The 23,946-nt window shown below is 69.3% G+C and carries 27 protein-coding genes and 1 pseudogene; 11 read left to right on the forward strand and 17 right to left on the reverse strand.

Annotated features, from left to right (window positions below):
* Positions 1–76: 76 nt before the first annotated feature.
* The 3 genes from PUR53_RS27220 to PUR53_RS27230 form a co-directional block, all read right to left on the reverse strand.
* Positions 77–922 (reverse strand): inositol monophosphatase family protein, encoded by an 846-nt coding sequence (locus PUR53_RS27220; RefSeq protein WP_329895772.1) that lies wholly within the window; start codon positions 920–922, stop codon positions 77–79.
* A gap of 118 nt (positions 923–1,040) precedes the next feature.
* A complete protein-coding gene (locus PUR53_RS27225; protein WP_329909952.1) occupies positions 1,041–2,903 on the reverse strand; it encodes a gamma-glutamyltransferase family protein in 1,863 nt (620 codons plus the stop codon).
* 48 nt (positions 2,904–2,951) lie between these two features.
* A complete protein-coding gene (locus PUR53_RS27230; protein WP_329909955.1) occupies positions 2,952–3,392 on the reverse strand; it encodes a tyrosine-type recombinase/integrase in 441 nt (146 codons plus the stop codon).
* 33 nt (positions 3,393–3,425) lie between these two features.
* Between PUR53_RS27230 and PUR53_RS27235 the strand changes: the two genes are divergently transcribed.
* Positions 3,426–4,079, forward strand: a complete 654-nt coding sequence (locus tag PUR53_RS27235; protein WP_329895775.1) for a hypothetical protein — start codon at positions 3,426–3,428, stop codon at positions 4,077–4,079.
* Between the two features lie 517 nt (positions 4,080–4,596).
* Here the strand turns inward: PUR53_RS27235 and PUR53_RS27240 are convergent.
* Positions 4,597–5,364: a hypothetical protein gene (locus tag PUR53_RS27240; RefSeq protein WP_329909957.1), complete on the reverse strand. Its 768-nt coding sequence runs from the start codon at positions 5,362–5,364 to the stop codon at positions 4,597–4,599.
* A gap of 1,133 nt (positions 5,365–6,497) precedes the next feature.
* Between PUR53_RS27240 and PUR53_RS48290 the strand changes: the two genes are divergently transcribed.
* On the forward strand, positions 6,498–6,875 hold the full coding sequence (locus PUR53_RS48290) for a PAS domain-containing protein (protein ID WP_443078054.1): 378 nt from the start codon (positions 6,498–6,500) through the stop codon (positions 6,873–6,875).
* A 221-nt stretch (positions 6,876–7,096) separates the two neighbouring features.
* On the opposite strand, the gene PUR53_RS27250 is transcribed toward PUR53_RS48290, so the two are convergent.
* Positions 7,097–7,438: a three-helix bundle dimerization domain-containing protein gene (locus tag PUR53_RS27250; protein ID WP_329909959.1), complete on the reverse strand. Its 342-nt coding sequence runs from the start codon at positions 7,436–7,438 to the stop codon at positions 7,097–7,099.
* Positions 7,439–7,812: 374 nt separating this feature from the next.
* On the opposite strand from PUR53_RS27250, the gene PUR53_RS27255 reads away from it, so the two are divergent.
* Positions 7,813–7,983 (forward strand): hypothetical protein, encoded by a 171-nt coding sequence (locus tag PUR53_RS27255; RefSeq protein WP_391015250.1) that lies wholly within the window; start codon positions 7,813–7,815, stop codon positions 7,981–7,983.
* Positions 7,984–8,164: 181 nt separating this feature from the next.
* On the opposite strand, the pseudogene PUR53_RS27260 reads toward PUR53_RS27255, so the two are convergent.
* A pseudogene (locus tag PUR53_RS27260) lies at positions 8,165–8,585 on the reverse strand (Asp23/Gls24 family envelope stress response protein); the annotation flags it as partial.
* A gap of 512 nt (positions 8,586–9,097) precedes the next feature.
* Here PUR53_RS27260 and PUR53_RS27265 point away from each other — a divergent pair.
* The 4 genes from PUR53_RS27265 (at position 9,098) to PUR53_RS27280 (ending at position 11,749) form a co-directional block, all read left to right on the forward strand.
* The gene (locus PUR53_RS27265; RefSeq protein WP_329909960.1) at positions 9,098–9,523 is read left to right on the forward strand and encodes an STAS domain-containing protein; all 426 of its coding nucleotides are present in this window, start codon (positions 9,098–9,100) and stop codon (positions 9,521–9,523) included.
* The gene (locus PUR53_RS27270; RefSeq protein WP_329909962.1) at positions 9,520–10,191 is read left to right on the forward strand and encodes a hypothetical protein; all 672 of its coding nucleotides are present in this window, start codon (positions 9,520–9,522) and stop codon (positions 10,189–10,191) included. The genes PUR53_RS27265 and PUR53_RS27270 overlap by 4 nt, the downstream gene beginning before the upstream one ends.
* Positions 10,188–10,949, forward strand: coding sequence for an ANTAR domain-containing protein (locus PUR53_RS27275; protein WP_329895784.1), 762 nt, complete (start codon positions 10,188–10,190; stop codon positions 10,947–10,949). The genes PUR53_RS27270 and PUR53_RS27275 overlap by 4 nt, the downstream gene beginning before the upstream one ends.
* Before the next feature lie 83 nt (positions 10,950–11,032).
* On the forward strand, positions 11,033–11,749 hold the full coding sequence (locus tag PUR53_RS27280; protein WP_329895785.1) for a GAF and ANTAR domain-containing protein: 717 nt from the start codon (positions 11,033–11,035) through the stop codon (positions 11,747–11,749).
* A gap of 58 nt (positions 11,750–11,807) precedes the next feature.
* Here the strand turns inward: PUR53_RS27280 and PUR53_RS27285 are convergent, their stop codons facing one another.
* The 7 genes from PUR53_RS27285 to PUR53_RS27315 form a co-directional block, all read right to left on the reverse strand.
* On the reverse strand, positions 11,808–12,779 hold the full coding sequence (locus PUR53_RS27285) for a YihY/virulence factor BrkB family protein (protein ID WP_329895786.1): 972 nt from the start codon (positions 12,777–12,779) through the stop codon (positions 11,808–11,810).
* Positions 12,767–13,342, reverse strand: a complete 576-nt coding sequence (locus tag PUR53_RS27290) for a hypothetical protein (protein ID WP_329895787.1) — start codon at positions 13,340–13,342, stop codon at positions 12,767–12,769. Before PUR53_RS27290 ends, PUR53_RS27285 begins: the two co-directional genes overlap by 13 nt.
* Before the next feature lie 369 nt (positions 13,343–13,711).
* Complete coding sequence (locus tag PUR53_RS27295) at positions 13,712–14,074, reverse strand: DUF1206 domain-containing protein (RefSeq protein WP_329909964.1); 363 nt, start codon at positions 14,072–14,074, stop codon at positions 13,712–13,714.
* A gap of 564 nt (positions 14,075–14,638) precedes the next feature.
* Entirely contained in the window at positions 14,639–14,950 is a 312-nt protein-coding gene (locus PUR53_RS27300; RefSeq protein WP_329895857.1) for an ANTAR domain-containing protein, read from the reverse strand.
* An 87-nt stretch (positions 14,951–15,037) separates the two neighbouring features.
* On the reverse strand, positions 15,038–15,394 hold the full coding sequence (locus PUR53_RS27305) for a PRC-barrel domain-containing protein (RefSeq protein WP_329895788.1): 357 nt from the start codon (positions 15,392–15,394) through the stop codon (positions 15,038–15,040).
* The gene (locus PUR53_RS27310) at positions 15,391–15,792 is read right to left on the reverse strand and encodes an ANTAR domain-containing protein (protein ID WP_329909966.1); all 402 of its coding nucleotides are present in this window, start codon (positions 15,790–15,792) and stop codon (positions 15,391–15,393) included. The genes PUR53_RS27305 and PUR53_RS27310 overlap by 4 nt, the downstream gene beginning before the upstream one ends.
* Positions 15,793–15,875: 83 nt before the next feature.
* Positions 15,876–16,154 carry a hypothetical protein gene (locus PUR53_RS27315; protein ID WP_329895790.1) on the reverse strand — a complete coding sequence of 93 codons (279 nt, stop codon included), beginning with the start codon at positions 16,152–16,154 and terminating at the stop codon, positions 15,876–15,878.
* Between the two features lie 714 nt (positions 16,155–16,868).
* On the opposite strand from PUR53_RS27315, the gene PUR53_RS27320 reads away from it, so the two are divergent.
* Both PUR53_RS27320 and PUR53_RS27325 read left to right on the forward strand, forming a co-directional pair.
* The gene (locus PUR53_RS27320) at positions 16,869–17,051 is read left to right on the forward strand and encodes a hydrophobic protein (RefSeq protein WP_319178158.1); all 183 of its coding nucleotides are present in this window, start codon (positions 16,869–16,871) and stop codon (positions 17,049–17,051) included.
* A 105-nt stretch (positions 17,052–17,156) separates the two neighbouring features.
* The gene (locus tag PUR53_RS27325) at positions 17,157–17,330 is read left to right on the forward strand and encodes a CsbD family protein (RefSeq protein WP_329895792.1); all 174 of its coding nucleotides are present in this window, start codon (positions 17,157–17,159) and stop codon (positions 17,328–17,330) included.
* A 489-nt stretch (positions 17,331–17,819) separates the two neighbouring features.
* Here PUR53_RS27325 and PUR53_RS27330 read toward each other — a convergent pair whose 3' ends face one another.
* Complete coding sequence (locus PUR53_RS27330) at positions 17,820–18,329, reverse strand: hypothetical protein (RefSeq protein WP_329909968.1); 510 nt, start codon at positions 18,327–18,329, stop codon at positions 17,820–17,822.
* A 252-nt stretch (positions 18,330–18,581) separates the two neighbouring features.
* Positions 18,582–19,817: a hypothetical protein gene (locus tag PUR53_RS27335; protein ID WP_329909970.1), complete on the reverse strand. Its 1,236-nt coding sequence runs from the start codon at positions 19,815–19,817 to the stop codon at positions 18,582–18,584.
* A gap of 463 nt (positions 19,818–20,280) precedes the next feature.
* Here PUR53_RS27335 and PUR53_RS27340 point away from each other — a divergent pair, with 463 nt between their 5' ends.
* Positions 20,281–20,916 carry a hypothetical protein gene (locus PUR53_RS27340; protein ID WP_329909972.1) on the forward strand — a complete coding sequence of 212 codons (636 nt, stop codon included), beginning with the start codon at positions 20,281–20,283 and terminating at the stop codon, positions 20,914–20,916.
* 519 nt (positions 20,917–21,435) lie between these two features.
* Here PUR53_RS27340 and PUR53_RS27345 read toward each other — a convergent pair.
* Positions 21,436–22,293 (reverse strand): class I SAM-dependent methyltransferase, encoded by an 858-nt coding sequence (locus PUR53_RS27345; protein WP_329909974.1) that lies wholly within the window; start codon positions 22,291–22,293, stop codon positions 21,436–21,438.
* A gap of 57 nt (positions 22,294–22,350) precedes the next feature.
* Entirely contained in the window at positions 22,351–23,046 is a 696-nt protein-coding gene (locus PUR53_RS27350) for a DUF4232 domain-containing protein (RefSeq protein WP_329909975.1), read from the reverse strand.
* A 190-nt stretch (positions 23,047–23,236) separates the two neighbouring features.
* Between PUR53_RS27350 and PUR53_RS27355 the strand changes: the two genes are divergently transcribed.
* Positions 23,237–23,908, forward strand: a complete 672-nt coding sequence (locus tag PUR53_RS27355) for a hypothetical protein (RefSeq protein WP_329909976.1) — start codon at positions 23,237–23,239, stop codon at positions 23,906–23,908.
* Positions 23,909–23,946 lie beyond the last annotated feature (38 nt).

Below are 23,946 nucleotides of genomic sequence, written 5' to 3' on the forward strand. Positions count from 1 at the left end.
CCCGGCCTGACGGCGAGGACCTCTCCCCCAGCCCGTGCGGCTCGCGGGCTGGGCCCCGCGGCGGTCGCCCCCTCGCTCAGGCGCCGCCCGTCAGCAGCCCCAGCACCCGGCGGGCGGTGGCCGCGTCCCGGGCCGTGGTGAAGGGCAGGGTGTTGCCGCCCGTGATGCGGAAGGGCTCGCCGGTCAGGGTGAGGTGGGCGCCGCCCGCCTCCTCGACCAGGAGGAGGCCCGCCGCGTGGTCCCAGGCCGCTTCCCAGCTGAAGGCGACCGCGTCCAAGTGGCCCTGGGCGAGGGCGAGATACTCCAGCCCAGCGGAGCCGCAGGCACGCGGGGACACGCCGTCGCTCCAGAGGCCGAGCAGGGCCCGCTTCTGCTCCTCCGTGGTGTAGTCCGGGTGGGAGGTGGCTATGTCGAGGTCACGGCCGGGGTCGGGCGACCCGGCACGCAGCGGCTCGCCGTCGAGCGTGGCCCCTTGCCCGCGGATCGCCACGGCGAGCTTGTCCAGGGCGGGCGCGTACGTCCAGGAGGCGAGCAGGACTCCGCCCCGGGCGAGGGCGACGAGGGTGCAGAACCCGGGCTCGCCGCGCACGAACTGCCGGGTGCCGTCCACCGGATCGACGATCCAGACCGGCGCCTCCCCCTGGAGCGCCTCGTACGACGCCGGATCGGCGTGCACCGCCTCCTCGCCGACCACGACCGAGCCGGGCAGCAGCGCGCCGAGCGCCTCCGTCAGATACAGCTCGGCCTTGCGGTCGGCGTCGGTCACCAGGTCGTGCGGGCCGCTCTTCTGGTCGACCTCGTGCGCGGCGAGCTGCCGGAAGCGCGGCATGATCTCCGTGGCGGCGGCCTTGCGGATCGCTTCCTCGACGTCCGAGGCGTGTCGGGCGAGAAACTCGTCGATGGTTTCGTTGTCTTCGATCATGCCCCCATGACAGCACGCGGCACTGACAATCCCCACCCGTTCGGCGTATTCGGTATGGAATCGCCGTGAATACCCGGGGCGGACCGCCGTCGGTCGGAAGCCGAGGGCTCGCCCCCGCTCAGCGCCCGACCGCGTACCCCTGCATGCCACGCGGGTTCGCCGCCGCCGACAGCACCCCGGTCCGCGGGTCGCGTGCGACCGCGCACAGCCGGCCCTCGGACCACGCCTCGCCGACGACCACGTGATGGCCGCGTCGGCGCAGTTCCTCCACGACCGGTGGGGGTGTCCGGGACTCGACGGTGACGCTGCCGGGGCGCATGCCGCGCGGGTAGAAGGAGCCGGGGAAGCTGTCGGTGTGCCAGTTCGGGGCGTCGATCGCGCCCTGGAGGTCGAGCCCGCCGCGCACCCGCGGCCGGAGGGCGACGGCGAGGAAGAAGTGCAGCTGCCACTGGTCCTGCTGGTCGCCGCCGGGCGTGCCGAAGGCCATGGCGGGCACCCCGTCGCGCAGCGCCAGCGACGGGGTGAGCGTGGTGCGCGGGCGGCGGCCCGGGGTGAGGGTGTTGGGCAGGCCCTCGTCCAGCCAGGCCATCTGCAGCCGGGTGCCGAGCGGGAAGCCCAACTCGGGCACCACCGGGTTGGACTGCAGCCAGCCGCCGCTGGGCGTGGCCGCGACCATGTTGCCCCAGCGGTCGACGACGTCGAGGTGGCAGGTGTCGCCCCGGGTGCCGCCGTCCGCCGCGACCTCCGGCTCCCCCGGCATCGGCGACCGGGGGCTCTTCGCCACGGTGGGCTCGCCCCCTCCCCCGAGGCCCTTGGCGACCGTGGGCTCGCCGACCCCCAGCGCGCTGAAGCCCGGTTCGTCGGTGGCCACCACATGCGCGTGCGCGCTCAGTCGCGGGGTACGGCCGCCCGGAGCGCCCGGCAGCAGTGCGTACGACGCCGTGTCGCCGACGAGCGCCCGCCGCGCGGCGTTGTACTCGTCGGACAGCAGCTCGGCGAGCGGTACCGGCGCCGCGTCCCCGTACCAGGCCTCCCGGTCCGCCATGGCGAGCTTGCAGCCCTCGACGAGGAGGTGCACGTACTCGGCGGACCCGTACGCGGGCAGTTCGGGCGGCAGCAGGGCGAGTTGCTGGAGGAGGACGGGGCCCTGGCTCCAGGGGCCGGCCTTGCACAGGGTCCAGCCGTTCCAGTCGTACGTCGCCGGTGCCTCGTAGGTCGCGGACCAGGCGGCGAGGTCGGCCAGGGTGAGCGTGCCGGTGTGCCGTTCGCCGCTGGTGTCCAGGGTGGGCCGGCCCGCCTGCCGGACGAGGGCCTCGGCGACGAAGCCGGAGCGCCACACCGCGCGCGCCGCCTCGATCCGGGCCTCCCGGCCCCCCGCCCCCTCGACCTCGGCGAGCAGCCGCCGCCAGGTCGCGGCCAGGGCCGGGTTGCGCAGCAGCTCGCCGGGCCGGGGCGCCCGCCCGTCCGGCAGGTACACCTCCGCCGAGGACAGCCACTCCTTCTCGAAGAGGTCCCGCACGGACTCGACGGTAGCCCCCACGTTCTCCACGGGCGCGTGTCCGTCCTCCGCGTAGCCGATGGCGTACTTGAGGACGTCGGCCAGGTCCTTGGTGCCGTGGTCGCGCAGGAGGAGCATCCACGCGTCGAACGCGCCCGGCACGGCGGCGGCCAGGGGGCCCGTGCCGGGGACGAGTTCCAGGCCCAGCCCCCGGTAGTGCGCGGCGGACGCACCGGCGGGCGCCACGCCCTGTCCGCAGAGCACCCGGACCTCACCGCCGGCCGGGGCAAGGATGATCGGCACCTCGCCCGCCGGGCCGTTGAGGTGCGGTTCGACGACATGCAGGACGAAGCCCGCCGCCACGGCCGCGTCGAACGCGTTGCCGCCGTCCTCCAAGACCGCCATCGCCGACTGCGAGGCGAGCCAGTGCGTGGAGGACACCATGCCGAAGGTGCCCTGGAGCGTGGGTCGGGTGGTGAACATACGGCTCTCACCTCGCTGTTTCCGCGCATCGGCCTGACCGATCGGCGTTCAGGATCGGTCCTGGGGAGAATCTGTGGAGTTTGGGTCAGAGCTCTCCTCCGCCCGCTCCCCCAGCAGGCTATCGATCGCCCTGCGCCCCTTCTTCCCTGCCTCCGGCATGAAGTGGGTGTAGTGGTCGAGGGTGATGGTCGGCGACGAATGCCCCAGCCACTTGGCGAGGGTCACGACCGACTCGCCTGCCTCCAGCACGAGGGACGCATATGTGTGCCTCAGCACGTGGAACCCGTACTTCGGCGCCGCTTGCCACTGCCAGGGTTTGGTCCCCTTGGCGCGCGGCGGGATGACGCCGGCCCTGGCCAGCGCAGGCTTCCAGATCTCCGTGTTCCACGTATTGGCCGGGACCGCGTTCCCGTACTTCGTCGTCAGCACGAGGTCGAACTTCTTCCTCTCCCTTGTCGGTCCCAGGTGATGCTTGACGGTGGACGCCATGCAGTGGCGCTTCTTCGGCGGTGAGGAGGGACCGTGGAACGGCGGGACACGATCATGGACATCGATTACGGCCACTTCTACGTCACCGAGCGAGTGGAGGGCGGTTTCGAGCGGCTGGCTGGGGAGCCCGACTTCGCCAGCGGTCGGCCGGTGCTGCTCACCCCCGGGCAGGTGACGGTGGTCAGCTGCGTACAGTCCCACAACGCGCCGGTGACGCTGATCGGCACTGAGTCGGAAGAGGACCTGCCGGAGCTCGGCGAGGGGTGGGCGCTGCTGGACACGGTGGAGTACCGGCCGCTGTACGGCGGGCGGATGGAGCTGTGGGGGTGCACCACCGGGCAGTCCAAGCCGTCCGTCCAACTGGATCTGCCGACCTCACGCACCCACCTGGTGCGGGTGTATGCCAAGGGCCGGGAGGACGCCGATCAGCGGTTCATGGAAAGCCTGGGCAGACACGAGGTCCTCCACGAAGGGCTGGAGGAGTACGCGATCGTCTTCACACCTACAGGCTGGCAGGAGCCGCCGCAGCCGGATGAGGAGCTGCTGCGGGATCCGTTCCTGCTAGACCCGCGTACCGGCCGACGCAAGATGGGCTCCCCATACGAGAAGGCAGCCCGGGAGTACGCCAGGCGACAGTCGTCGGCCGAGGCCCAGACAGGCGAGCTCAGTGCGGACGCCGACTCCTGACTCGGGGACGCCCAGTAGAGGGTGGTGGCGGCTCCCACGGTGGGGCTGAGGAAGAGCCTGGCCACGATCTGCTTATCCATGGGCAAGCCTTGTAGACCTTGGAGGTCAGGCTGCCAGCGCCGGAGCTGCGACTCACGCCACTTCACAAGGACGCGCACGACATCGCCGATCAGGGCCCCTGTCAACCATCAGCTGGGATCGAACTGTCAAGCATCACCCGGGATCGGACAAGCTGTTCCGCTGACATCCAACGCTGACATCAACGACCACGAACAGCCGCGACAGTCAGCACCCGGCAATGGCCCCCACACACGAGCTGGACCGCAGCCGCGCAGGGGCACGATCGAACTCCTAAAGCGGGTGTCGCAGGTTCGCATCCCGCCGGGGGACCAAGGGAGGCCCTGGACGATCATGGTCCGGGGTCTTCGACACTTCACATACTGTCGGGGACAAGGTAGGCCCCCGGAGTCACACCGGAACCGGGCGCGGCCAGGAAAGCCTTCGTATCCACTGACCGTCAGTAGCGGTGACCAGGCCAGTGCGGATCCGTCCAGCGGTCCTCACCGGTGAGTCCGAGCAACCGTATCCGGTGCTGCAGATCCTCCGAAGCGCCCGCCTCCCGGAGCCGCATCGCAGCGTGGCCGAGGAGCCAGGCGACCAGTTCGGCGCGCAGCTCCTCCTCGTCGTGCTCGTACCAGTCGACGTACCACGGAAGATTCTCTCCCAGGAGCTCGTACTCCCACTCTGCGGCCGCCTCGGCAAGGCGTTGGTCGCTGAGGTACCCAGTCTGCTCTTGCCAGTCGGCAAGCCAAGGGCCGAGCGTTCCGGACGCCTCTGCACACATTACGAAGACCTGGTGCGCCGGGACGGCAGCATCCGGATCGGTGAGGCTCTCTGCCCACCAGGCATGCAGGAACTCGCGTACGGAATCAGCCTGTTCGGCGGGCCATTGTTGCCAACGGGCGCGGGCGAAGGAGTCTCCGGCCTCTTCCAGTCCGAACAGGGGATTCGCGCGACCGGCGACCAGGACAGTGGCGAACTGCGGCAGGATGCGCCGCAGCACGGCCGCGTGATCGGTCCAGCCAGTGGCCTGCCAGGCCCGGCGCAGAAGGTCCGGCTCCAGTTCCACGTCCGGCGTCTTCAGAAGGGAGAGCTCCTCCGGGCTGCCCCAGTGGCATTCGCAGTTGTGCTCGTCCGGACGTGCGGTCATGCCGCGGAAGGTGGCGGAGAGGTTCTCCAGGGCGGTGCTGAGGCGGCGGCGTGCGGGACGGTCGGCGAGATGCAAGATGTGCCTGGCCTTCGAGGACTCCGTCCAGCCTCCGCCGGCCGAAGATTCTTATCTTACCGGTGCGGCGGGGCCTTGCACTGGCCGTTTTGGGACTGGGGCGGCCCCCTGGGGAGCCGACGGCGACGCGAAGAGCGCTGGGCCCGAACCGACATCGACGAGTGACATCAGCAGCCCCAGATAACAGCATGCCTGGGCGGCTAGCACGGCTGGAGTCACCGCACGACTCCGAGGGTAGGGCCGAGCGCTGACCGAACTCCCTGGCAGTGGGCCATGCTCCCGTGGACTATCTGTGGACGGCTCCCAGCCAACTGAGCATTCCCAGGGCCCCGACCAGCGGCGTTGTCTCAGACACAAGCGGCCTCCGGAACCGTTGCTCTTTTTCGCCCCCGTGGCAACCCGAACGACGCGACCGGCCTCACCTGTTGACGCATTTACGCAGCTCAAGGACGCTTCGCGAAGCGTCCGATGGCCAGACTCGCGACGAAATTCCGACCCTGGCACGGACTTGGAGGCACGCCTCGCTTCTTGCCCAAGAACGGCATCTGACCTAGCCAAATGTGGCCGACAGCACACAGAAGCGCCAACGGTCTGGCGGGTCATTGCTGTTTCCGTCTGAACGCCCTCTGCTCCGTTCCCGCTCCACTCGTGTCACCGTATGCGCGCACCTGGTGTTCGAAGGGCGCTGGTCGTACTGCAGCCGTGGAGGCATCCGGCTGCGCGAACGGTGGCTTGACGCGGCCCCGACGCCGGGCTCAGATAAGGGCCGCGGACGGCACTGGTCCGCCGTGGGGGCCACACCGGTGCACGCGTCACCCCGCCAACGCCGACACCGGCCGGAACGACACGGCCGCGTCAACCTGTGGCGGACCCCCGCCAGACCCGCCGCCGCCTTCCCCGACCCGTGGCTGTGCCGACCGCCAGCAGCCCTCCCGGCCCGCGCGGTGTCGGCGTACACGTGAACGTACCCAGTCGGGTACAGACGCATCCGTACCCGATTGGGCACGTCGACGAGTACGCCGACACGCGGCATCCGGCGGATGGCGATCGGTCGTGCCGAGCGGTCCCGTCCGGTGGCTCGTAGATTGAGGGATGGGCGGCTGGTGAGCCGCGCCGGACTGGCAGGAAACGCTGTGGCGCAACCGGAGATCGACTACGCGGCGCTGTTCGTCGCGACCCCGAGCCCGTACCTGGTACTGGGTCCGGACCTGCTGATCATCGACGTCAACCAGGCGTACCTGCGGGCGACCGGCCGCACCCGCAACGACCTGCTCGGGCAGTATCTCTTCGACGCCTTCCCCGACAACCCTCGGACCCGGATGCCGACGGGGTGCTTGGGGGCCGGCGGCGCGGGCGGTGCCGGATCGGGCAGCTCCAGGAGCGCGGAGCATCGGGCGGAGCCTCTGCGTGTTGGAAGGCCGATGGTCGAGCGGGCCCGTGTGCCTTCCATGGGCGCCGTGCCTATGCCGAGCGGGTCAGGGCGGCTCGGACCCTTCGACAGGCCCTCGTGATGGAGTGGCCTCGTGTCCCGTCGGGGTGCTCGCGAAGGAGTCTCAATGACGAAGTCAAGCCGCCTGCGTGACTGGTGGGGTGGAGGTGAACACCCGCCCGTCACGCAGCAGGGCCCACAGCACACTCGCCCCTCCTCGCGCCGTTCGGCATGCCGCCGGCCCGAGGAACACCCCGCTGTCATCTCCGTAATCAGCGACCGCACAAGGCGCGCACATCTCAATCAGCAGTCAGGGCGCCCCGGAGAACCGGGCGGCCACTCCTTCGAAGCCACTGATGGCAGAGAACCGTCAGCCACACCCGGCCCTCCCTGGCCGCCTAACAACTTACGGAGAACCGTGGGATCGGAGCGCCGGGTGAGTTGTCGTAGCTTGGTGCGACTGTTGTGCTCGACGAGGATCGGCACGTAGTTGGGGATACGAGCGTTGCTGAGTGGCTGGTAGCAGTCCTGCACCACATCTCGCACGATGGCAGCCGTCAGCAGGTGGGCGTAGGAGGCCGTCAGTCGGTCCGTCAGCTCCTGAATAGGGTCAGGTACCGCAGCTTCGGTCGTGTTCGCGCCCATGGGGCGCTCCTCACTGTCACAGATGGCCGACTGCGGCATCCGATCAGGATCCGGGTGCTCGGTGGCGGCCTGTCCACTTCCCATCGTTGCACGGATCGTGTCCGTGGAACGGCTCACCAGAGGTGTTGTTGAGCTCGACATGTCGGTTCGGTCGATCTGTGGGCTGGGCGGCCGAGGGGTTTGCGGTAGCAGCAGTCCCGGTTGCCTCGTTCGCAGCGTCAGCAGGTCGGGCAACGGGGTGTCGGCGCCGACTCCGGCGCGGGATTTACGCGACTGATCTGCGCTGTCCGGGGCACCCGGCAGGTAGCGGCGCAGCCACCGGGATCATGTGTGGTTCGTCGTCCACCGACAGGGGTAGACAGATGCTCGCATTCGTGGCCGCCGCACTCTTCGTCATCGCCTTCATCATCCGTGTCACCGAGACGTCGACCGAGGTGATCTTCAGTCCGACGAGTCTCATGCTTGCCGGGCTTGCTTTCCTCGCTGTGCACTCGGCCGGCGTGGGGTCTGGCTGGTCCTCCCGGGGAAGCGGCCGTCGGCGCTGAGCAGGCGCTGCGCTCCATCCTGGTGCCGGCGGATCCGAATGGGGAGCGGCCGGGTATGGCCAGTCATCGGGGCTGAGTTGCGCCCGGATCAGGTGATCACCGCCTGCAGTCGGTGGCTGTCCCTGTGCCGCGGAGGAGCGATGGGGCCGCGTCCTTGCCCCTGATCGCCTCGCGACTGGAGCACGCGGTCCTCGCTGGGCTGCGGCGTGTCCTCGTCCGGCAAGCGCACGTCGTTGACGGCGATGTTCACCTCGACGACTTCCAGGCCCGTCATCCGTTCCACCGCGGCGATCACGTTCTCGCGGACCTCCGCGGCGACGGCGGTGATGCTCACCCCGTATTCGACGACGACCTGGAGGTCGATGGCGGTCTGTTTCTCACCGACCTCGACCTTGACGCCGCGTCCCGCGCTCGCGTGGCCTCCCGGGACCCGGTCGCGCACGGCGCTCATGCTGCGAGTGAATCCGCCGCCCAGTGCGTCGATTTCGGGGACCTCCCGTGCGGCGATCCCTGCGATCTTCTCCACCACCCCCGTCCGCGATGGCCGTCCGGCCGCGGGTCCCCGGCGGTTCCTGAGGACCGGGCCGTGCGGTCTGAAGCATCGTGCCCACGCCGATGCTCGGCCCATCGGGATCGGGATTCTGCAGGGTTGAGCCGTTCGACTCCGTCATGCGAAGCCACCTCCTCGGGCAGTCGACGGACTGCCATGCCTGAGCGGCTGTTCGCCGCCGCTTTCGCGCTGCCTGTCCAAGTACCGTGCAGGGCACCGGACATGCGCGCGCATTGGCGATTCAACACCGTCCACATTCTGAGACTGGATGGCTTCGGACCACCTGTCGCACCGTGCGAGGACTATGCTGCCGAACAGGCGTCCCAGACCCCGGCGGCTTGTCGTTTCACGACACAGATGACTGCGGGGAGCGGGCCTCTCGTCCGTCACCCGGCGCATCCCTGGAGGGAACCGGGTGGGTCCCCTGTCCTGTTGCACAGGCCCTCGGACCGGCCGTCGTTCCGCCTCCGCCGAACGTACGCCCCTGTCGGCAGCGCGCCGAGGGAGGCCGGGAAAGCCGGCGTCCCCATCTCGCTGCCGGATGGTCTTGTGAACCGAGGCGTCATGCCCCTACCGCAGCTCAACATCTACCGTCATGACCGGGGGAACCGGGCACTGATCACCCTGGCCGGTGACATCGACTTGGAATCGGCACCACTGGTGCGCGCGGCACTGGCACGGTGCTTGAGCGACGGCATCCGCATCGTCGATGTCGACCTCACCCCCGTGACCTTCTGCGACTGCAGCGGCCTCAAAGCCTTCCTCGACGCCGCGCAGCGCACCACGGAGGCCGGCGGAATCCTGCGACTGCACAATCCGCCACCGACCATGGGGCGGACCCTCGACCTCACCGGCTGCGGGTTCCTGCTTCTCGGCCTTCCGCTCGGGCGTCTGTCACCGTCTCTCGGGGACGTCCCGGCCTCGACAGCCCATGCCCTGCCGCAGCGGAGTGTTCCGCTGGTGGCTGTCCTCTCGGGCGATGCGCGGTGACGGCCCAGCCCAGGCAGGGGCAGCCGCACAAGCCCCATGCAGACGAGCCGTTCACCATGGACGCGGTCCGGTTGCGCCACGTGAACCGCTGGCTGGCACAGGGCCTGGGCGGGGAGCTGGCGGATCTGTACGTCGACTCCCGCGAGACGTCCGCCCCTGAGGCACACCGCAGCCGCAGCCGCAGCCGCCAGGACTTCCTGAACCGTCTCACCGGCGACATCCGGCGGCCGGGGTTCGCCATGGTGATCGAGGAGACGGACCACCTGATGGGATGCGCCTTCGGATTCCCTGTGGGCAGTGACGGCTTCTGGTGGCTCGGGTTCGACGGGGCACTGCCGCAGAGCATTGAACAGCTCACCGCGTCCGGCGGCGTCTTCGCGATCACCAGCATCCTGGTCCGCCCGCACCCGCAGGACCAGGACGTGGCCCGCCGGTTGCAGGAGCGGCTGCTGAGCGACCACCAGGCATCCCTCGGCGCCACCCTGGTGGATCAGGACGATCACCCGACCCTGGCGTCGCTCCGCTCCTGGGGATGGCTGGACGTCGGAGAAATGTGGCGGCCGGCGGGCCCGACCATGTTCCGTGCGCTGGTGTTCCCCCTCGGGGAACGAACCACGGCGCGGCTGGAGGGACTTGCCCACGACGCCTGGACCCGGTGGCCCGGATGAGGTCCGACAGCCGGTCGGCCCGCATCCAGGTACTGGTCGCCGAACAGGCGGCCCGACGCGGCGCCCGGGTCGGCGTGGTCGATGTGTGCACCGCGGCGGTGGCCGCACTGCCGGTCGGCGGAGCCGGAGTATCAGCGATGTCCCGGACCGCCGCGAGCCACCCGCTGTGCAGCACCGACGCCATCAGCGAACAACTGGAGGAGCTCCAGCTCACCCTGGGTGAAGGGCCCTGTGTGGACGCCTTCATGCACGGCTCGGCCGTCCTGACGCCCGATCTACTGACCGGCGCACTGCAGGACCGCTGGCCCCTGTTCGCCGACGCGGCACTGGAAGCCGGAGCACGCGCCGTCTTCGCACTCCCCCTACAGATGGGGGCGATCAGCCCGGGAGTCCTCGACCTGTACGCCGACATCCCCACCGTGCTGGACAGGGAGCAGTTGGCCGATGCGCTGGCGTTCGCCGATCTCGCGACGCTGCTCCTGCTCGATGCGCGGATCGACGAGACGGGCGGACCGGTCGACCGAGCACTGGCAGATCGAGGCTTCGAGGAACTGGGCGGATACCGGGCCGAGATCGACCAGGCCACCGGCATCCTCACCGTCCAGCTCGGCGTCGGTATCGACGAAGCCTTCGTCCGGCTGCGCGCCTACGCCTATACGCAGGGACGTCGGCTCGCCGACGTGGCCGCCGACGTCGTGGCCCACCGGCTCCGCTTCTCCCCGGACACGGAACCGGGACGGACCGACGAGGAAACCTGACGCACTGGTGCCATCCGACGAACGTGCTGTGCTTCCCGCCCCGTTCTGGCGGGACTAGTCTCAACTCAACAGAGGTGCCCACGATGAATCAGCAGCTCCTTGCCAAGACCTTCGTCGAGCTGGCGGACAACCTGGTCGCCGACTTCGACCTGATCGACTTCCTACGCCTGCTCACCGACCGCTGCGTCGGCATGCTCGATGCGAGCGCGGCCGGGGTGCTGCTCGCCGACCGTGACGGCAAACTCCGCGTCATGGCCGCCTCCGACGAACGGGTACGCCTCCTTGAGCTCTTCCAGCTCCAGAACGACGAGGGCCCCTGCCTCGAATGCTTCCGCACCGGCACACCGGTGGCAGTCCCCGACCTGACCCGGGAGGTCGACCGCTGGCCGCGCTTCGTCACGGCGGCCCACCGCAGCGGGTTCGGGGCCGTCCAGGCCCTGCCCATGCGTCTGCGGGACGAGGTCGTCGGCGCCCTGAACCTCTTCCACGCCACCCCCGGCCCCTTCGACCCGGCCGGCACACTCATCGCCCAGGCCCTGGCCGACGTCGCCACCATCAGCCTCCTGCAACAACGCACCGTCCACCGCAGCACCGTCCTCAACGAACAGCTGCAGACCGCGCTCAACAGCCGCGTACTGATCGAACAGGCCAAGGGCAAACTCGCCGAACGCCAGGGCATCGACATGGAGCAGGCGTTCACCACCCTGCGCAGTTACGCCCGGGCCCACAACCGACGCCTGTCCGATCTGGCCCGCGCCTTCATCGACGACTCCGAACCCCTTCCCGGCCTGGTGGCCTGACACCGCCGCCGAGGCGGTGACCGCACGCAGCTGCCCAGCACGAAGAACCACGCTCGGATCACGGGCCGTGCTTTGGGAGGTGCGGTGCTGCTGGTGCGCGGCTGCCGGCTGACGCACGCTGTGGTGCGGCGTCGTCTGCGGGGCTGGTCCCGGGCTCCGGGCCCTCGCCCTCGGCTGTCTCGCCGGACCGCTCCGCCGTCCCCGCCGCTGTCGCTGTCCAAGCGGCGCAGTACAGCAGCAGCCTGGCCATGAGGTTGATCCACAGCACAACGGCGACCGGCACGGCGAAGGCACCGTACATGCTCTTCCCGGCGACGCCCTGCAGGTAGCCGGTCAGCAACCACTTGAGCAGTTCGAAGCCCACCGCACCGATCAGCCCGGCGACCAGGACCGCACGCCGGTCGGGATGTACCCGCGGCAGCCGGGTGAGCACGTAGGCCAGCAGCAGGAAGTCGACAATCAGGGCGATGGCCAGGCCGGCGAAGAACAGCAGGGCCCGTCCCGCCCCACCCTCGATACCGGCCTTGTCGGCGGCCCAGCCGACGGCACTGATGGCGAACACCGAACTGCCGATCGCGACCAGCCCGACCGCGCCGAGGCCGACCAGCACCCCGAAGTCCTTGAGCTTGAGCACGAACGGATTGCCCGGGTCCTGCTCCTTCTCCCACACCACGCGCAGGCACCCGCGCAGGGCGCCGACCCAGTTGATGCCGATCACGAGCAGCAGCGCGCCCGCGATCAGCCCGACGGATCCGGCATGCGCGACGAGACTGTCCAGGTCCAGCAGGTCGGAGAGTCCCGGTGCCTGGTCGGCGATCTTGTCCTGGAGTTTCCCGAGCTGGTCGTCGCTCAGCAGCTTGGCGCTGATCGCGGCGCCCACGGTGATCAGCGGAAAGAGCGCGACGAAACTGGTGAAGGTGATGGCCGCGGCAAGCCGGGCCCAGTGGACGGCATCCAGCCGCTCGTACGCCCGCCAAGCGTGCGTACGCATCAGCTTTCCGATCACAGGCAGCCTTCTCAGCCAGTCCATGAAAAACACCCGCTCTCCGGGTCCCACCAGCACCGCGCCCGGCAGGTCAACCGAGGTCTGTGTCGGAGCCGACCGATCATGACCGCAGCGGCGTCTGGGCGTCCGGTGCGGGCAAGGTCGTCTGCGGGATCGTCAGCGGGGAGCGGCCCGGTGTGGAACCAGTGCTGCTTGTGACGGGGGCGTTCGACCGGTCCGGCAGGGTCTTCGTCATCCCTCTCCGCCCACCCCGTCTGCGCGCGGGCGGTGTCGCGTTCGTTGATCAGGACGCCGCGTTCCTGTTCGGCTGTGGCTGTCTCGCGCCGAGACGGTTTGAGCCCGCGACGTGCGGTGCGGCCGCGACGAGCGGTGCGGCGTGTACCGGTCAGGAGCAGGCTCAGCCCGAGCAGAGCCGCCGCCCCGACGACGATGCCGTACAGGAAGAGGGTGCCGGTGGAGCCGGTGACGTCGACTCCGAAGACGGAGAATCCGCCGGTGAACTCATGGGCGCTGCCGCTGTTGGAAAGAACGCCGACGACGCCGATGACCACCGCGGCGACGAGAATGACGAGTCCGAGGATGATCACGACGTGCTCCTGGGATCTGCTTCCTGTCCTCACGGTAGAACCGCTCTGTCCGGCACACCACCGCCATGGGTTGCCTCTACCTTGAAATTGAGGTACGCGCGAGACCGGAGGACGCTGGCACTACTGGTAGACGACCGCTGGGAAGCGCAGCGCCATGGCCTTCTTCCTGGTTCTGCTCAGCGGCGCCATCGCGCTGGTCGTCATCGGCGCTGTCGTCGACGGCATGCTGTACCGCCGCTCCACATGCCCACATGCGGTCGGTGACGGGGGCAAAACGGTTCGCCGCTGTTGTGTGACCGGTGCGTGGTGACGGCCCGGCCCAAAGGCGAGCCTGCGGGAGGAGCCGGTAGATCGGTTTGGGTCACCGTTTCACAGGCGGCGCCAGCGAGCGGAGGCGAAGGAGAAGACGCCGAGGAGAACCAGCCCGATCGCGACGGCGACCAGGAGCCATGGCCCCACCGGTGTCTGCGTGAAGCTGCGGAGCGTGGCGTCCACGCCTTTGGCCTCGTGCGGGTCGAAGTGGACGGCTGCCACCAGGATGAAGATCCCGGCCGCGGCGAACACCACGCCACGTGCCACGCCTCCGCCCACGCCCACGCCCAGAGCGGTGACGACCTGCTTCGTACGGTGGCTCATGGTGCCGGTGTCCAGCTGCCTGAGGAAGCGCCGCATGGCCGCCCGGACGGCGAGTACCGCGCCGATGCCGATCAGGAGGCAGCCCGCGGCACCCACCAGCACCTGGCCGTAGCCCGTCCGCCGTCAGCGGCACCGACGGCTGTGGCTGCTCTTCGCCGGCAACAGCCGCTACGACCCGCCCGGCTTCGCGCCCTCCCACCGCCGCAGCCTCAACGACGGACTCCTCGACGTCCGCACCGTCGACGGCAGCCACCCCTTCGCCCGCACCCGGCTCGTCGCCGCCTTCCTCACCGGAACCCTCGCCCGCTCCCGTGTCTACCAGGCCACCACGGTCACCCGGCTGCGGATCGACGGAATGAGCGAGGAAGAGGACTACACCCGTGACGGCGAAGTGAGCCCGGCGGCTGACACGCTCCACCTCGACAAAGCGGCACATGCGCTCACCGTCTACCTGCCGCCACCGCGGTGACGCCGTCGGCGGGGTGGCGCTCTTCGAGCGTTCTGCCTGCTCAACGGCTTTGAGGTCGGGGAAGGGACAGGCCGGTGTTTGAGTTCCACGAGGTGGGCTACACAACGGAGGCGTCCGACGGCCGTCCTGGACGAAGGCACCGGAGAGTTGAGCTCACAGCTCCCGGTGCCGCCCGCTGGGCACGCATGCCGTCACCGCCGGTCCTCCTGACGGAGGCGCCGCAACCCCCGGCGCAGCTCTCGCTGTATCGGTTCCGGGAGCGCCTCGTCCTTCGTCGTGGCGACCAGGGCCGCAGTCACGTCACGGAGCTTGATGTTGCAGTGCTGCGACACGTCCACCAGCAGGTCCCAGGCCCTCTCGCTGGAACAGGGCGCCAGGGCCATCAGCATGCCGCGCGCCTGGTCGATCACCGCACGGCTCGCCAGCGCACGGCCCAACTGCTCGTTCCTGGCGCGTAGTTCGACGATCTCGGCCAGTAGAGCCGTTTCCTCCGCCGAAGCCACGGCCGTCAACAGCCGCTGTTCTTCGCGGGGGTGGTCAGTAGGCGCATGGTGCGTACCTCACAGGGCAGTCGTCCTGTCCGTCGGTGGTCAGCGGCGCGCCAGTTGCCGTTCGCCGGCCGCACCGGCCTTGTAGGCCAGTCCGTAGTGCTTGAAGATCGCCTCCTCCTGCTCGGCGGGCAGCACGTCGTCGGTGCCGATCGAAGGAGCCTGCTTCACCAGCGTTCTGACATAGCCGACCTTGAGATAGCCCGGCCCGGCGATCGCATCCTCCAGGGGGACGAAGACCAGCCGGTGCCGGGTGGGCAGCCCGATCCGTACCGTGGCCATGGCCGGCTCATCGGTGGTGGTGTCCACATACACCGCCTCCAGGACACCGATCTTGTGCGACTCGGTATCGACGACATCGCGGTCGCGCCATTCCCGGACGTCGGCTGCGTGAATCATGACCTTCCCCTTCCTGACGTCTCATCCGCCGGTGAGGAGTCGCACCCACGGTCTTCCGCGCAGAGCCGCCGCAGTGCGTGCCGCAGCGCCCGCTGCATCAGCCGCGAGAGCGGCTCACCCTCCCAGGCGGCGACCACGGCCGCAGCCACCTCCGGAAGTTTGGTGTTGCACTGCCGCGAGATGTCCACCAGCAGGTTCCTGGCCGGCCCACGGCGGCAGGGGGCCAGGACCATCACCATGCCGCACGCCTGGTCGATGACCATGCGGCCGGCCAGTGCCCGCCGCAGCTGATCGATCTCGGCGCGCAGCGCCACGACATCCTGACCCGGCTGGTCCTCTACCGAGTTCTCGGCCGTCAGGTCCCACCAATCCCCCGGAAGCATGGTTGTGCGATGCATGGCACGTGCCTCTCCACGATTTCGGCGCGTCCGGCGCGGCTGAAGCCGCCCCGGAACCTCTGGATGTCGGGCAACTTCACCGGTCACCCTCGCCGTTCATGGTCCCGCCGGTCCTCGCGCCTCCAGCGCGCCCGGTGCTGACGGCTGTAGCGACGGTCCCAGCGGTCCTGACGATCCCGACGGTTCTCGTAGTCCCGGTAGTCCCCGAGATCGGAACCGTCGCCACGGATCCAGCCTCCCCCGCGATCGCGGCCGTGGCGGGTGGCGCCGAAGACCAACACGGCCGCGGCCACCCACCAGATGGGGTTGATGAAGCCGAGGCCGAACAAGACCACGATGAGGAGGAGAAGCAATACGAACACGGCGGGCCTCCCCGGAGCGGAACAAAGCATCACTGCCGGGGGCTGGGGCCTGTTCGAACAGCGTAGCCCTCCCCAGAGGCTGCGCATAGCGCCCCATGTAACGGTCTGCCACCCGGAGCAGATGGCCACGTGACATCTGTCCAGGGAGTGCGGAGAGGGCTAGTGTGCACGGTACGGCCCGAGCCCCCGGCAGCGTCGATCACCTCTCGCGCTCCTTCGGGGGCGCACCTGGCGCATCGGTGCCGGACCCCGTCCCGATTACCTAGGGGCCGCTCCCGCACTCGCCGTCGCTGCGCGATCCTGCGCCGCCTCGATGCGCCCCATGCGGGCATCCTCCCTCTGCTGCCCGCCGCGTCGCACGCATCCCACCGCAGGCGGTACGCATGTACGTACTGATCGTTCCGGCTTCTGCCCCCTTCGTCCTGCTCGCCACCGTGATGGGCCTGTCCTGGTGGGAGGACCACGTCCTGCCGGCGCCGCCGGCCGAGCCGGTCGACGGTTCCGCCGAGGCTCCGTTTGTCCCAGCGGCCCCTGCCCAGCTCCCAGAACTCCCCCGCGTCGACACCATGTTGACAAGGGAAGTTGCCGGGCGTTGACTGACAGCACGGCGTAGGGCTATGCCACTCCGGATTGTTCGGGGGCAGCATTCCACCTCTCCCGCTTCGCCCGGACCCCGCGGAACTCAGGAACTTCCCGCGATCTGGAGGCCCGGCAATGATTCTGTGGATTCTTCTCCTTCTGCTGATCCTGGTGGTGTTCGGGTTCGGCTTCACCATGCAGACCCTCTGGTGGGTCGCCGCTGTACTGCTGGTCGTTTGGATCGTCGGCTTCGCCATGCGCGGGCGCGGCGGTGGCAGGCGTAGCGGTGGCCGCCGGTACGGCCGCAGCCGCGGGTAATCCGCACCAGGCACTCTCCCAAGGTGCTCTCCCGCCCGCGGTAACGGGCGGCCTGTACGGCCATCACGCGCGAGAGCCCATCGAGCGAACGAGCAGAGGACAATCATGAGCGTCGGACAGACGATCAAGCACAAGACCCAGGCGTTCAAGGGTCGGATCACCGAACGCATCGGCCGGACCATCCGCAACAGGCGACTACAACGCCAAGGCAGGACCGACCAGATCTCCGGAAACCTGAAGCAGTCGGGCGACAAGGCCAAGGACGCCTTCAGGCGCTGACCACAAGCGCCGCGGAGGGTGCCCACGTCGCGTGGACGCCATCCGGCAGGCCAACGCGGAATCAGCCCACCGGAATTGACGGGAACGGCAATGAAGCCGAACAACCTGCGAGCCGAGAGCCAGAGAAGGCCGTCATGCTCACCACCGTGATCCCATCTCTTTCGCGCAGGCGTGCGCGTTCGTGGACGAGATCCACCGCCACCACGCCCGCCCGCCCGCAAGGTCATTCGTCACCTACGACAAGGAGCTGACGGAAGCCGTCACAGCACTTGGACTGCCGCATCTCGCACCCGCATGACGGAGCCGGAGCAACTCGCCCGCCCAACGGACCTGTCAAGCCCGCGGAGGGCCTGCCCGACACGCGGCGCGACCGGCCGCAGTAGCCAGCCGAAGAATGACGACAGACCGTCGGGGCGCACCGTGACGCAACGGACAGGATCCGTCTGTTCGGCGGCACTCTGACATCCGGCACGGTGCGTCTCGGAGGAGCTACTCCTCGTTCTGCTGGTCGGGCTCAGGCGGCTGGTCGTAGGCGCTCAGGAGCCCTTCGATGCGCTGGTTGTTGATGGACGTGGACAAGGCCGAGTGCCGCAGGTCGTACGGGCGCTTCGCGAGTGGGGTGCTGGCGAGGGCGGGTGACAGGGCGAGGGCACGGGTCTCGTGCCAGACCCGGTTGTAGGTGGTGTACGTGATGATCCGGCCCTGCTCGGTGAAGAACAGCCGGCCATCGTCAGCCGTGCCGAACGTGGCGGCATGCTCGCGCCACATCGTCACCAGGTGCGGCGGCAACGGCACCACCCGCGTCTCTCCCGGCGGTCGGTTCTTCAGATCGACCAGTGGCCAGGACGCCTGCACCAGCTCCGCGCCGAACTCGCCCGCCATATCCGCGACCGCCCTGTCCCGGTCCGAGTTTCCATCGCTGTGCGGCTGCGCCGAGGATCGGTCCGCCGGCTGTTCGGGGTCCGATGCGGCACAGCTTTCATGTCCGTTTGGGTCCATGCCCGCCTCCTTTTGATCGACGGGGCGCGGCTGTCCGAAACGTCCACTCGAGCATCCACCGACAAGGGGGTACTCAGATCATGCCGGGTTGACCGGCAGAGATTACAAGAACATGGCTTCCGATCACGGAAGTCGCGGTGATCGCCAGCCACAACGTCACCGAGTCTCGCGTGGCGCTGACGGTGATCGTCAGTTGGAGACCACATCGGCACACAGCGCCGGTGAGCCTTGAGGAGCCAGGCCCGTGGCGGTCTACCGCAGGAGGTCCGCGTCTGCCCCAGGCAGCCGCGCTCCTTCTTTAGTGAGCACCCGTTCGGCCAGCGCCCGGAACTCGGCGCGCGCCTCGTCCTGGTCGCCGCCGCGTAGCAGGGTGCCGGCCAGGGAGTCCAGGCTCCAGGTAACGAGTGCACCGTGCCGAGCGAGGTACAGCCCGACGTCGCGGATGCGGTAGCGGTCGGCGATGTCCAGCCAGGCATAGGCGATCAGCTGCCACAGCCAGCGTACGGAACGGTCCTGTTTGTCGACCCTGGCCACCGTTTTGACGTCGATCAGCGTGGCTCCGGTCGGGCCGGATATCAGCAGGTCGCCGTCGGCCCAGTGATTGACGAAGACGGGGCTGGCGATGCCCAGTGGCTGGCCCTCGGGTGGATCGCCTGCCAGTCGGCGCAGCTCGGCCAGGGCGCCGTGGACCTCTGTCTGCCGTGCCAGCAGTGCCAGTTCGTCCACGACCGATTCGTTCGCGGCCGCGCGTATCGTCTCCACGGTCGGGACGCCTGGGCGGAAGACCTGGTGCATCGACTCATGGATGGTGCCGGAGCGGTAGACGTCCTCGAACATGTCCAGCAGCCAGCAGACACGGGCGAGTCCGGCCTCGGCGCCGCGGGTGCCGAGGCGCCCCGGAGGCGCATGCTGGGCGAAGTAGGCACGGGTACGGGTGAACAGGTCTGCCAGCACGGGCTCCGCCGGCCAGTACCGGTCAGCCTGGGAGTTCGGCCCCCGCATGATGCTGTTGACGATGCTGTCGAGCTCCCTGCGAGGGGCTTTCACGATGCTGTTGACGAAGTCGGCGCGCTCCGTGTCGGAGCTGTGCCGTGATGGCACGGACCGGGCCAGGGGGCAGAGGTCCAGCCACCCCATCATGGTCGGGCGCAGGTCGAGTGCTCTGGCACGTTCCCGCTCGCCGAGATCGGCGTGGGTCGGATAGAGCGCGGCCTGCTCGTTGACCCATTCACGGCTTACCAGCCTGGCGGCCACCAGGCCGTGCAGCGCGTAGTACGGCGGTGCGGGCTGCACCAACGCGGCCAGACGGGCGCCGAACGCGCCGCCGATCGAAGCCCAGTGCCGTCCGTCGACCTGCCCGCTCGGAAACACGGGCCTACGGCCGCGGGTGGCGCCGGCCAATCGGCCGACAGCCTCCGCCGAACCGGTGAACCGGCGGGCACACCACTTGCTCAGTTCCCCGTCACGCAGCTGAGACGTCAACGACATTGGCCCACCCCCGCATAGACCCATTCCACCGGCTCAGAGCTATCACATGATCAGCGGCCTCGAAGCGTTCACCGGAAAGATCAACCGGGCGAGCGAACATGCCTATCGCTCCCCTGGGCAACTCAAAGCGTCCTGGGCTGCCGAAGGAACTGCACGAGCAAGGCGAGGAAGGGAGGCAGCGAGCGTCGTCGCTGCAAGCGCGGGAACCAGTGACCGGATCAACAACCAGGCGTCCGTGGATGGCTGTGGAGCGTCGGCGGGTCCGCACAAATGCCGAGGCGCCGTCAGAGCCTCGTTGAGAGGCTGGGCACCATGGCACGACGACAGGAGCCCAGCTACGCCTGGCCCGATCACCTGGTTCGCCCGCCGCGGTCAGGGGTACACGCCGGCTCTCCCTGCGGTACGGGATGCCGCTGCATCCGGTTCGTTTTCCTTCCCCCTGCCCTTGACCCACCACATGGAGATGGCAGGAATCCAGGATCCACGCGAGCGTGCCGATATCGCTGAAGTGATGGAGGAAGTCTCCGGGTTCACGACCATCCTTGTCAGTTCACACATCATGCGACAGGAATTTGAGGCGGCACTTGACCGAGTCTTCTCGACGACGTCACCGCATCTTGCAGACATCGACTTGCTGGGGCACGGCGTAGGCCACGCGATGGGCAAGCGCGGGGGGCTGTATCTCCGTTCGCACTCAGCCGATGTCACCGAAAACGTCCGCGCTAACTTGCCACGCGGCGCAACGGATTTCGACGCGATGCTCTCGAATGCACGTCGCCAGCTCGAGCGTGCCGTTCTGCAGGGGCCAACGGACGCCGAAGCGCCAGATCTGGCGGCCAGGGGCTGGGACCCGACCGTGGCAAGGACCATTGCTGAGCAGCGCGCGGAGGCGGAGCGCCAGCAGGTGATCCGACTGGACAACACAAAGGCAACAGAGCGCTACCCGGGCGCGGCGTGCCCGCGTGCCACGCGAGCCGTCAGCAGACACGAGCCTGGGGGGTATCAGCAGCGCCAAGCCGCGGGCCGAGCGCACTCGTACCGAACCCGCGTCTGCCGCGACGACGCCGGGCACCCCGCCCTGAGCCGCTCAGCCGTCTGAAGGCGCACCCGCTCCCCGCTTCTGCTGCTCTTTGGGCGTCAGCCCGCCCCCATGCGCGTACCGTATGACGACGCCGTACCGCAGCGGTCAAGAACCGTCACGGCCTGACAGGCTCCACGAGTTCAACCTGAGTAGGGCCGTTCCCAGACCGCCCACCTGCCAGCAGCGTGGACTCAGCTCGGCGGCCCCTCCTCGGCACATCACAGACGCAGGTGCTCAGCATTCCGCTGGGTCCTCCCCAGCCACTCCGCCTGGGGAGCGGCTGGGGAGTTTCTTGTCATTCGGGGAGGCTCTGGGGAGTTCGAGCGGCATAAGCCGACACCCCTCCGAAAGACACTGAACGACGCGTCTCCGCAGGTCAGGGACTCAACGGGTGCCAAATGCCCAGGTCAGCGCCCCACCCACGGGGCGTCCATGCCGAAGGTCCCCTGGAGCGTCGGTCGAGTGGTGAACACGGGCGGACTCCTCAACTCGCGACGGGTGTTCCGTGATCGTACGCAGCGCGTGGCGCACGGTGTCTCAGCCGAGGGTGCCCTCCAGGTCTTCTCCCGGCCTCCGCCCCACCGTCAGCACATGTCCGCTCGCCCCCAGCAGCGTCGGCTCCGACTCGATACGACGGGTCGCCGCCAGGACGGCCTCCCGGCGCTCCGGGTCGTCCAGCCACTCCTCGATCCCGCCCATCAGCCAGGCGACGCCCTCGACGCCGTACTGCCCCTCGGGTACGAGCCCGGCCTCGGCGAACTCGCCCGGCACGTCGGCGGGATCGGCGAAGTAGGCGGTGGTGAAGTGCGGGTCCGCCGACGAGTACCGGTGCCTGCCGTGGGCCGACACGGCATCGGTGCGCTCGCGGCGCTCAGGGATGAAGTAGTTCCCCTGCATGAGCGTGTCGTTGAGCCCCGCGAAACGGTTGATCGTGGCCGCGACCACCACCCCGCCCGGCCGCACCGCCCGCCGGGCCTCGGCCAACGCCCGCACCCGGTCCGGGAGTTCGGGAAGGTGGTAGAGCGGCCCGAGGAACAGGACGACGTCGTAGCCGGCGTCCTCGACGGGCAGCGCGCGGGCGTCCCCGAGCCGGGCGGTGACCCCGGGCAGCCGCCCGGACCGCTCCACGTGCATGGGCACGGGGTCGACGACCTCGACCTCGTACCCGTCCTCGGCCAGCCACTCGGCGTGGATCCCCGTGCCGCCACCGACGTCGAGCACACGCGCGGGAGCCGCCGGCAGCAGCCGCCGCAGGAGGTCCTGGGTGCGCCAGAACTCCAGCCGGCCGGCGCCCTGCCTGAGGCGGGTGAGCTCCCCGCCGCGCTCGTAGTAGGCGAGTATCTCCTCGGGCAGCGACGGGAGTTGGGACTCGGTGTCGTACGGTGACCGGCTCATGGCTCCAGGGTGCTGATCACCACGACGGACCCGCAACCGGTTAAGAACCCGGGCGCGTCAGAAGTCCGGGGCGAGCTGCGTCCATGCGGTCGTGCCGAGGCGGCCCGTGTTGCCGAGGTCGAGGCCGCCGTCGGGGGTGAGGACTTCGGCGGGGCGGCCGGGGAGCGGGGCGATGCGCAGCGCGGGGGCGTTGACGGCGGGCACGGCCACCTCGGTGACCGTGTTGCGCCAGACCAGCGTGGTCCCGGCGGACTGGCCGGGCTTCAGGGTGACTTGGTGCGGTCCGAAGTCGGGCACGCCGGTGGTGATGTCCCGCGCCCCCTGGAGGACGCGTACGTCGTCGTAGGTCTCGCCGTCCTCGTCGAGCAACTGGATCGAGGGGTAGCCCTTGACGGTGTACGGCTTCCCGCCGCAGTTGGTGAGCGTCACGCTCATCGCCCGCAGGCCCATCGCCGCCTCCACGAGGCCGGGCAGCATGCGTACGCCGGAGGTCGGGCAGGCGGCCGCCCCGTCGGGTGACGCGGCCCCGGTGGGCCCAGCGCCGGGTGACGTCTCCGTGGCCGCGGGCGGCTCCGAGACCCGCAGCCCCTCGGGCACGTGCGGGGGTGTCGACGAGGCCGACGTCGGGGGTGCCGCGCGGTCGGGATCGAGTTCGCGGTCCACTTCGTCCCCGAGCCCGCAGCCACCGACGGCCAGGATCAGCGCCGTCACCAGGAGCGCGCGGGAGGCCGAACGGCCGCGTATCAGGATCATGGACCGATCCTGACACGGACGCGGCTCGGAAGCCGTGACTCCGCACCGAGGCCGTGCACTCCGCGCGCGTGAGACCCAGTCACCGCGTATGCACGGAGCGAGTTCGCACTTTCGTCCCACAGGCAGTCGTGTGACACTGGCGTATCCCACCGCCCGGCGGTACCGCCGCCTCGACCCCGAGAAGTGCGCTGTGCGTGATCTCCCTCTGCCGCTCGCCCTCACCGCGCGACTGATGCCGGTCGCCGTACTCGCCGTCGCGGGCTGGGCGTTGTCGTCCGGTCCGCTGTCCGCGAGCCCGGCCGGCGAGGACTCCGCGCAGGAAACGGCGTCGGGGCCCGTCTCGACCGACGAGTCCGCGCCGTCCACGGCGACGGTGACCAAGACGTACGAGAAGGCCCCCTCTCCCTGCTCCGGCATCACGGAGAAAACGGTCAAATCGCTTGTTCCCGGGGCGAAGACGGCTGGCAAGGAGATCGCGTCGACCAACGAGTCCGTGCGCCGCACCTGCTCGTGGAACGCGCTCAAGGGCTTCGACTACCGCTGGCTCGACGTCTCGTACGAGATTCAGCAGTCGGACGACAAGGCCGAGAGCACCTACAAGACGCGCACCACGGAGAAGAGCGGCGGCGGCGCCGTGCCCGGTCTCGGTGACGAGGCCTACTCCGTGGTGAACCTCACCACGGAGGACAAGCAGCAGACCCGTGAGGGTGTGGTGTACGTCCGGATGTCCAACGCCCTGGTGGTCGTCACCTACAACGGCAGCGACTTCGAGTCGCAGAAGGCGCCCGACACGGACGAGATCAACAAGGGCGCCATCAAGGCCGCGAAGGAGGCGGCGGCCGTACTGGAGGACTCCGCGTAGGGACGTCTTTCAGCAGGGCCGCCGCCGCTCCGATCACT

Origin of the sequence: Streptomyces sp. SP18BB07, from assembly GCF_036322545.1 — a bacterium.
Classification (GTDB): Bacteria; Actinomycetota; Actinomycetes; order Streptomycetales; family Streptomycetaceae; genus Streptomyces; species Streptomyces deccanensis.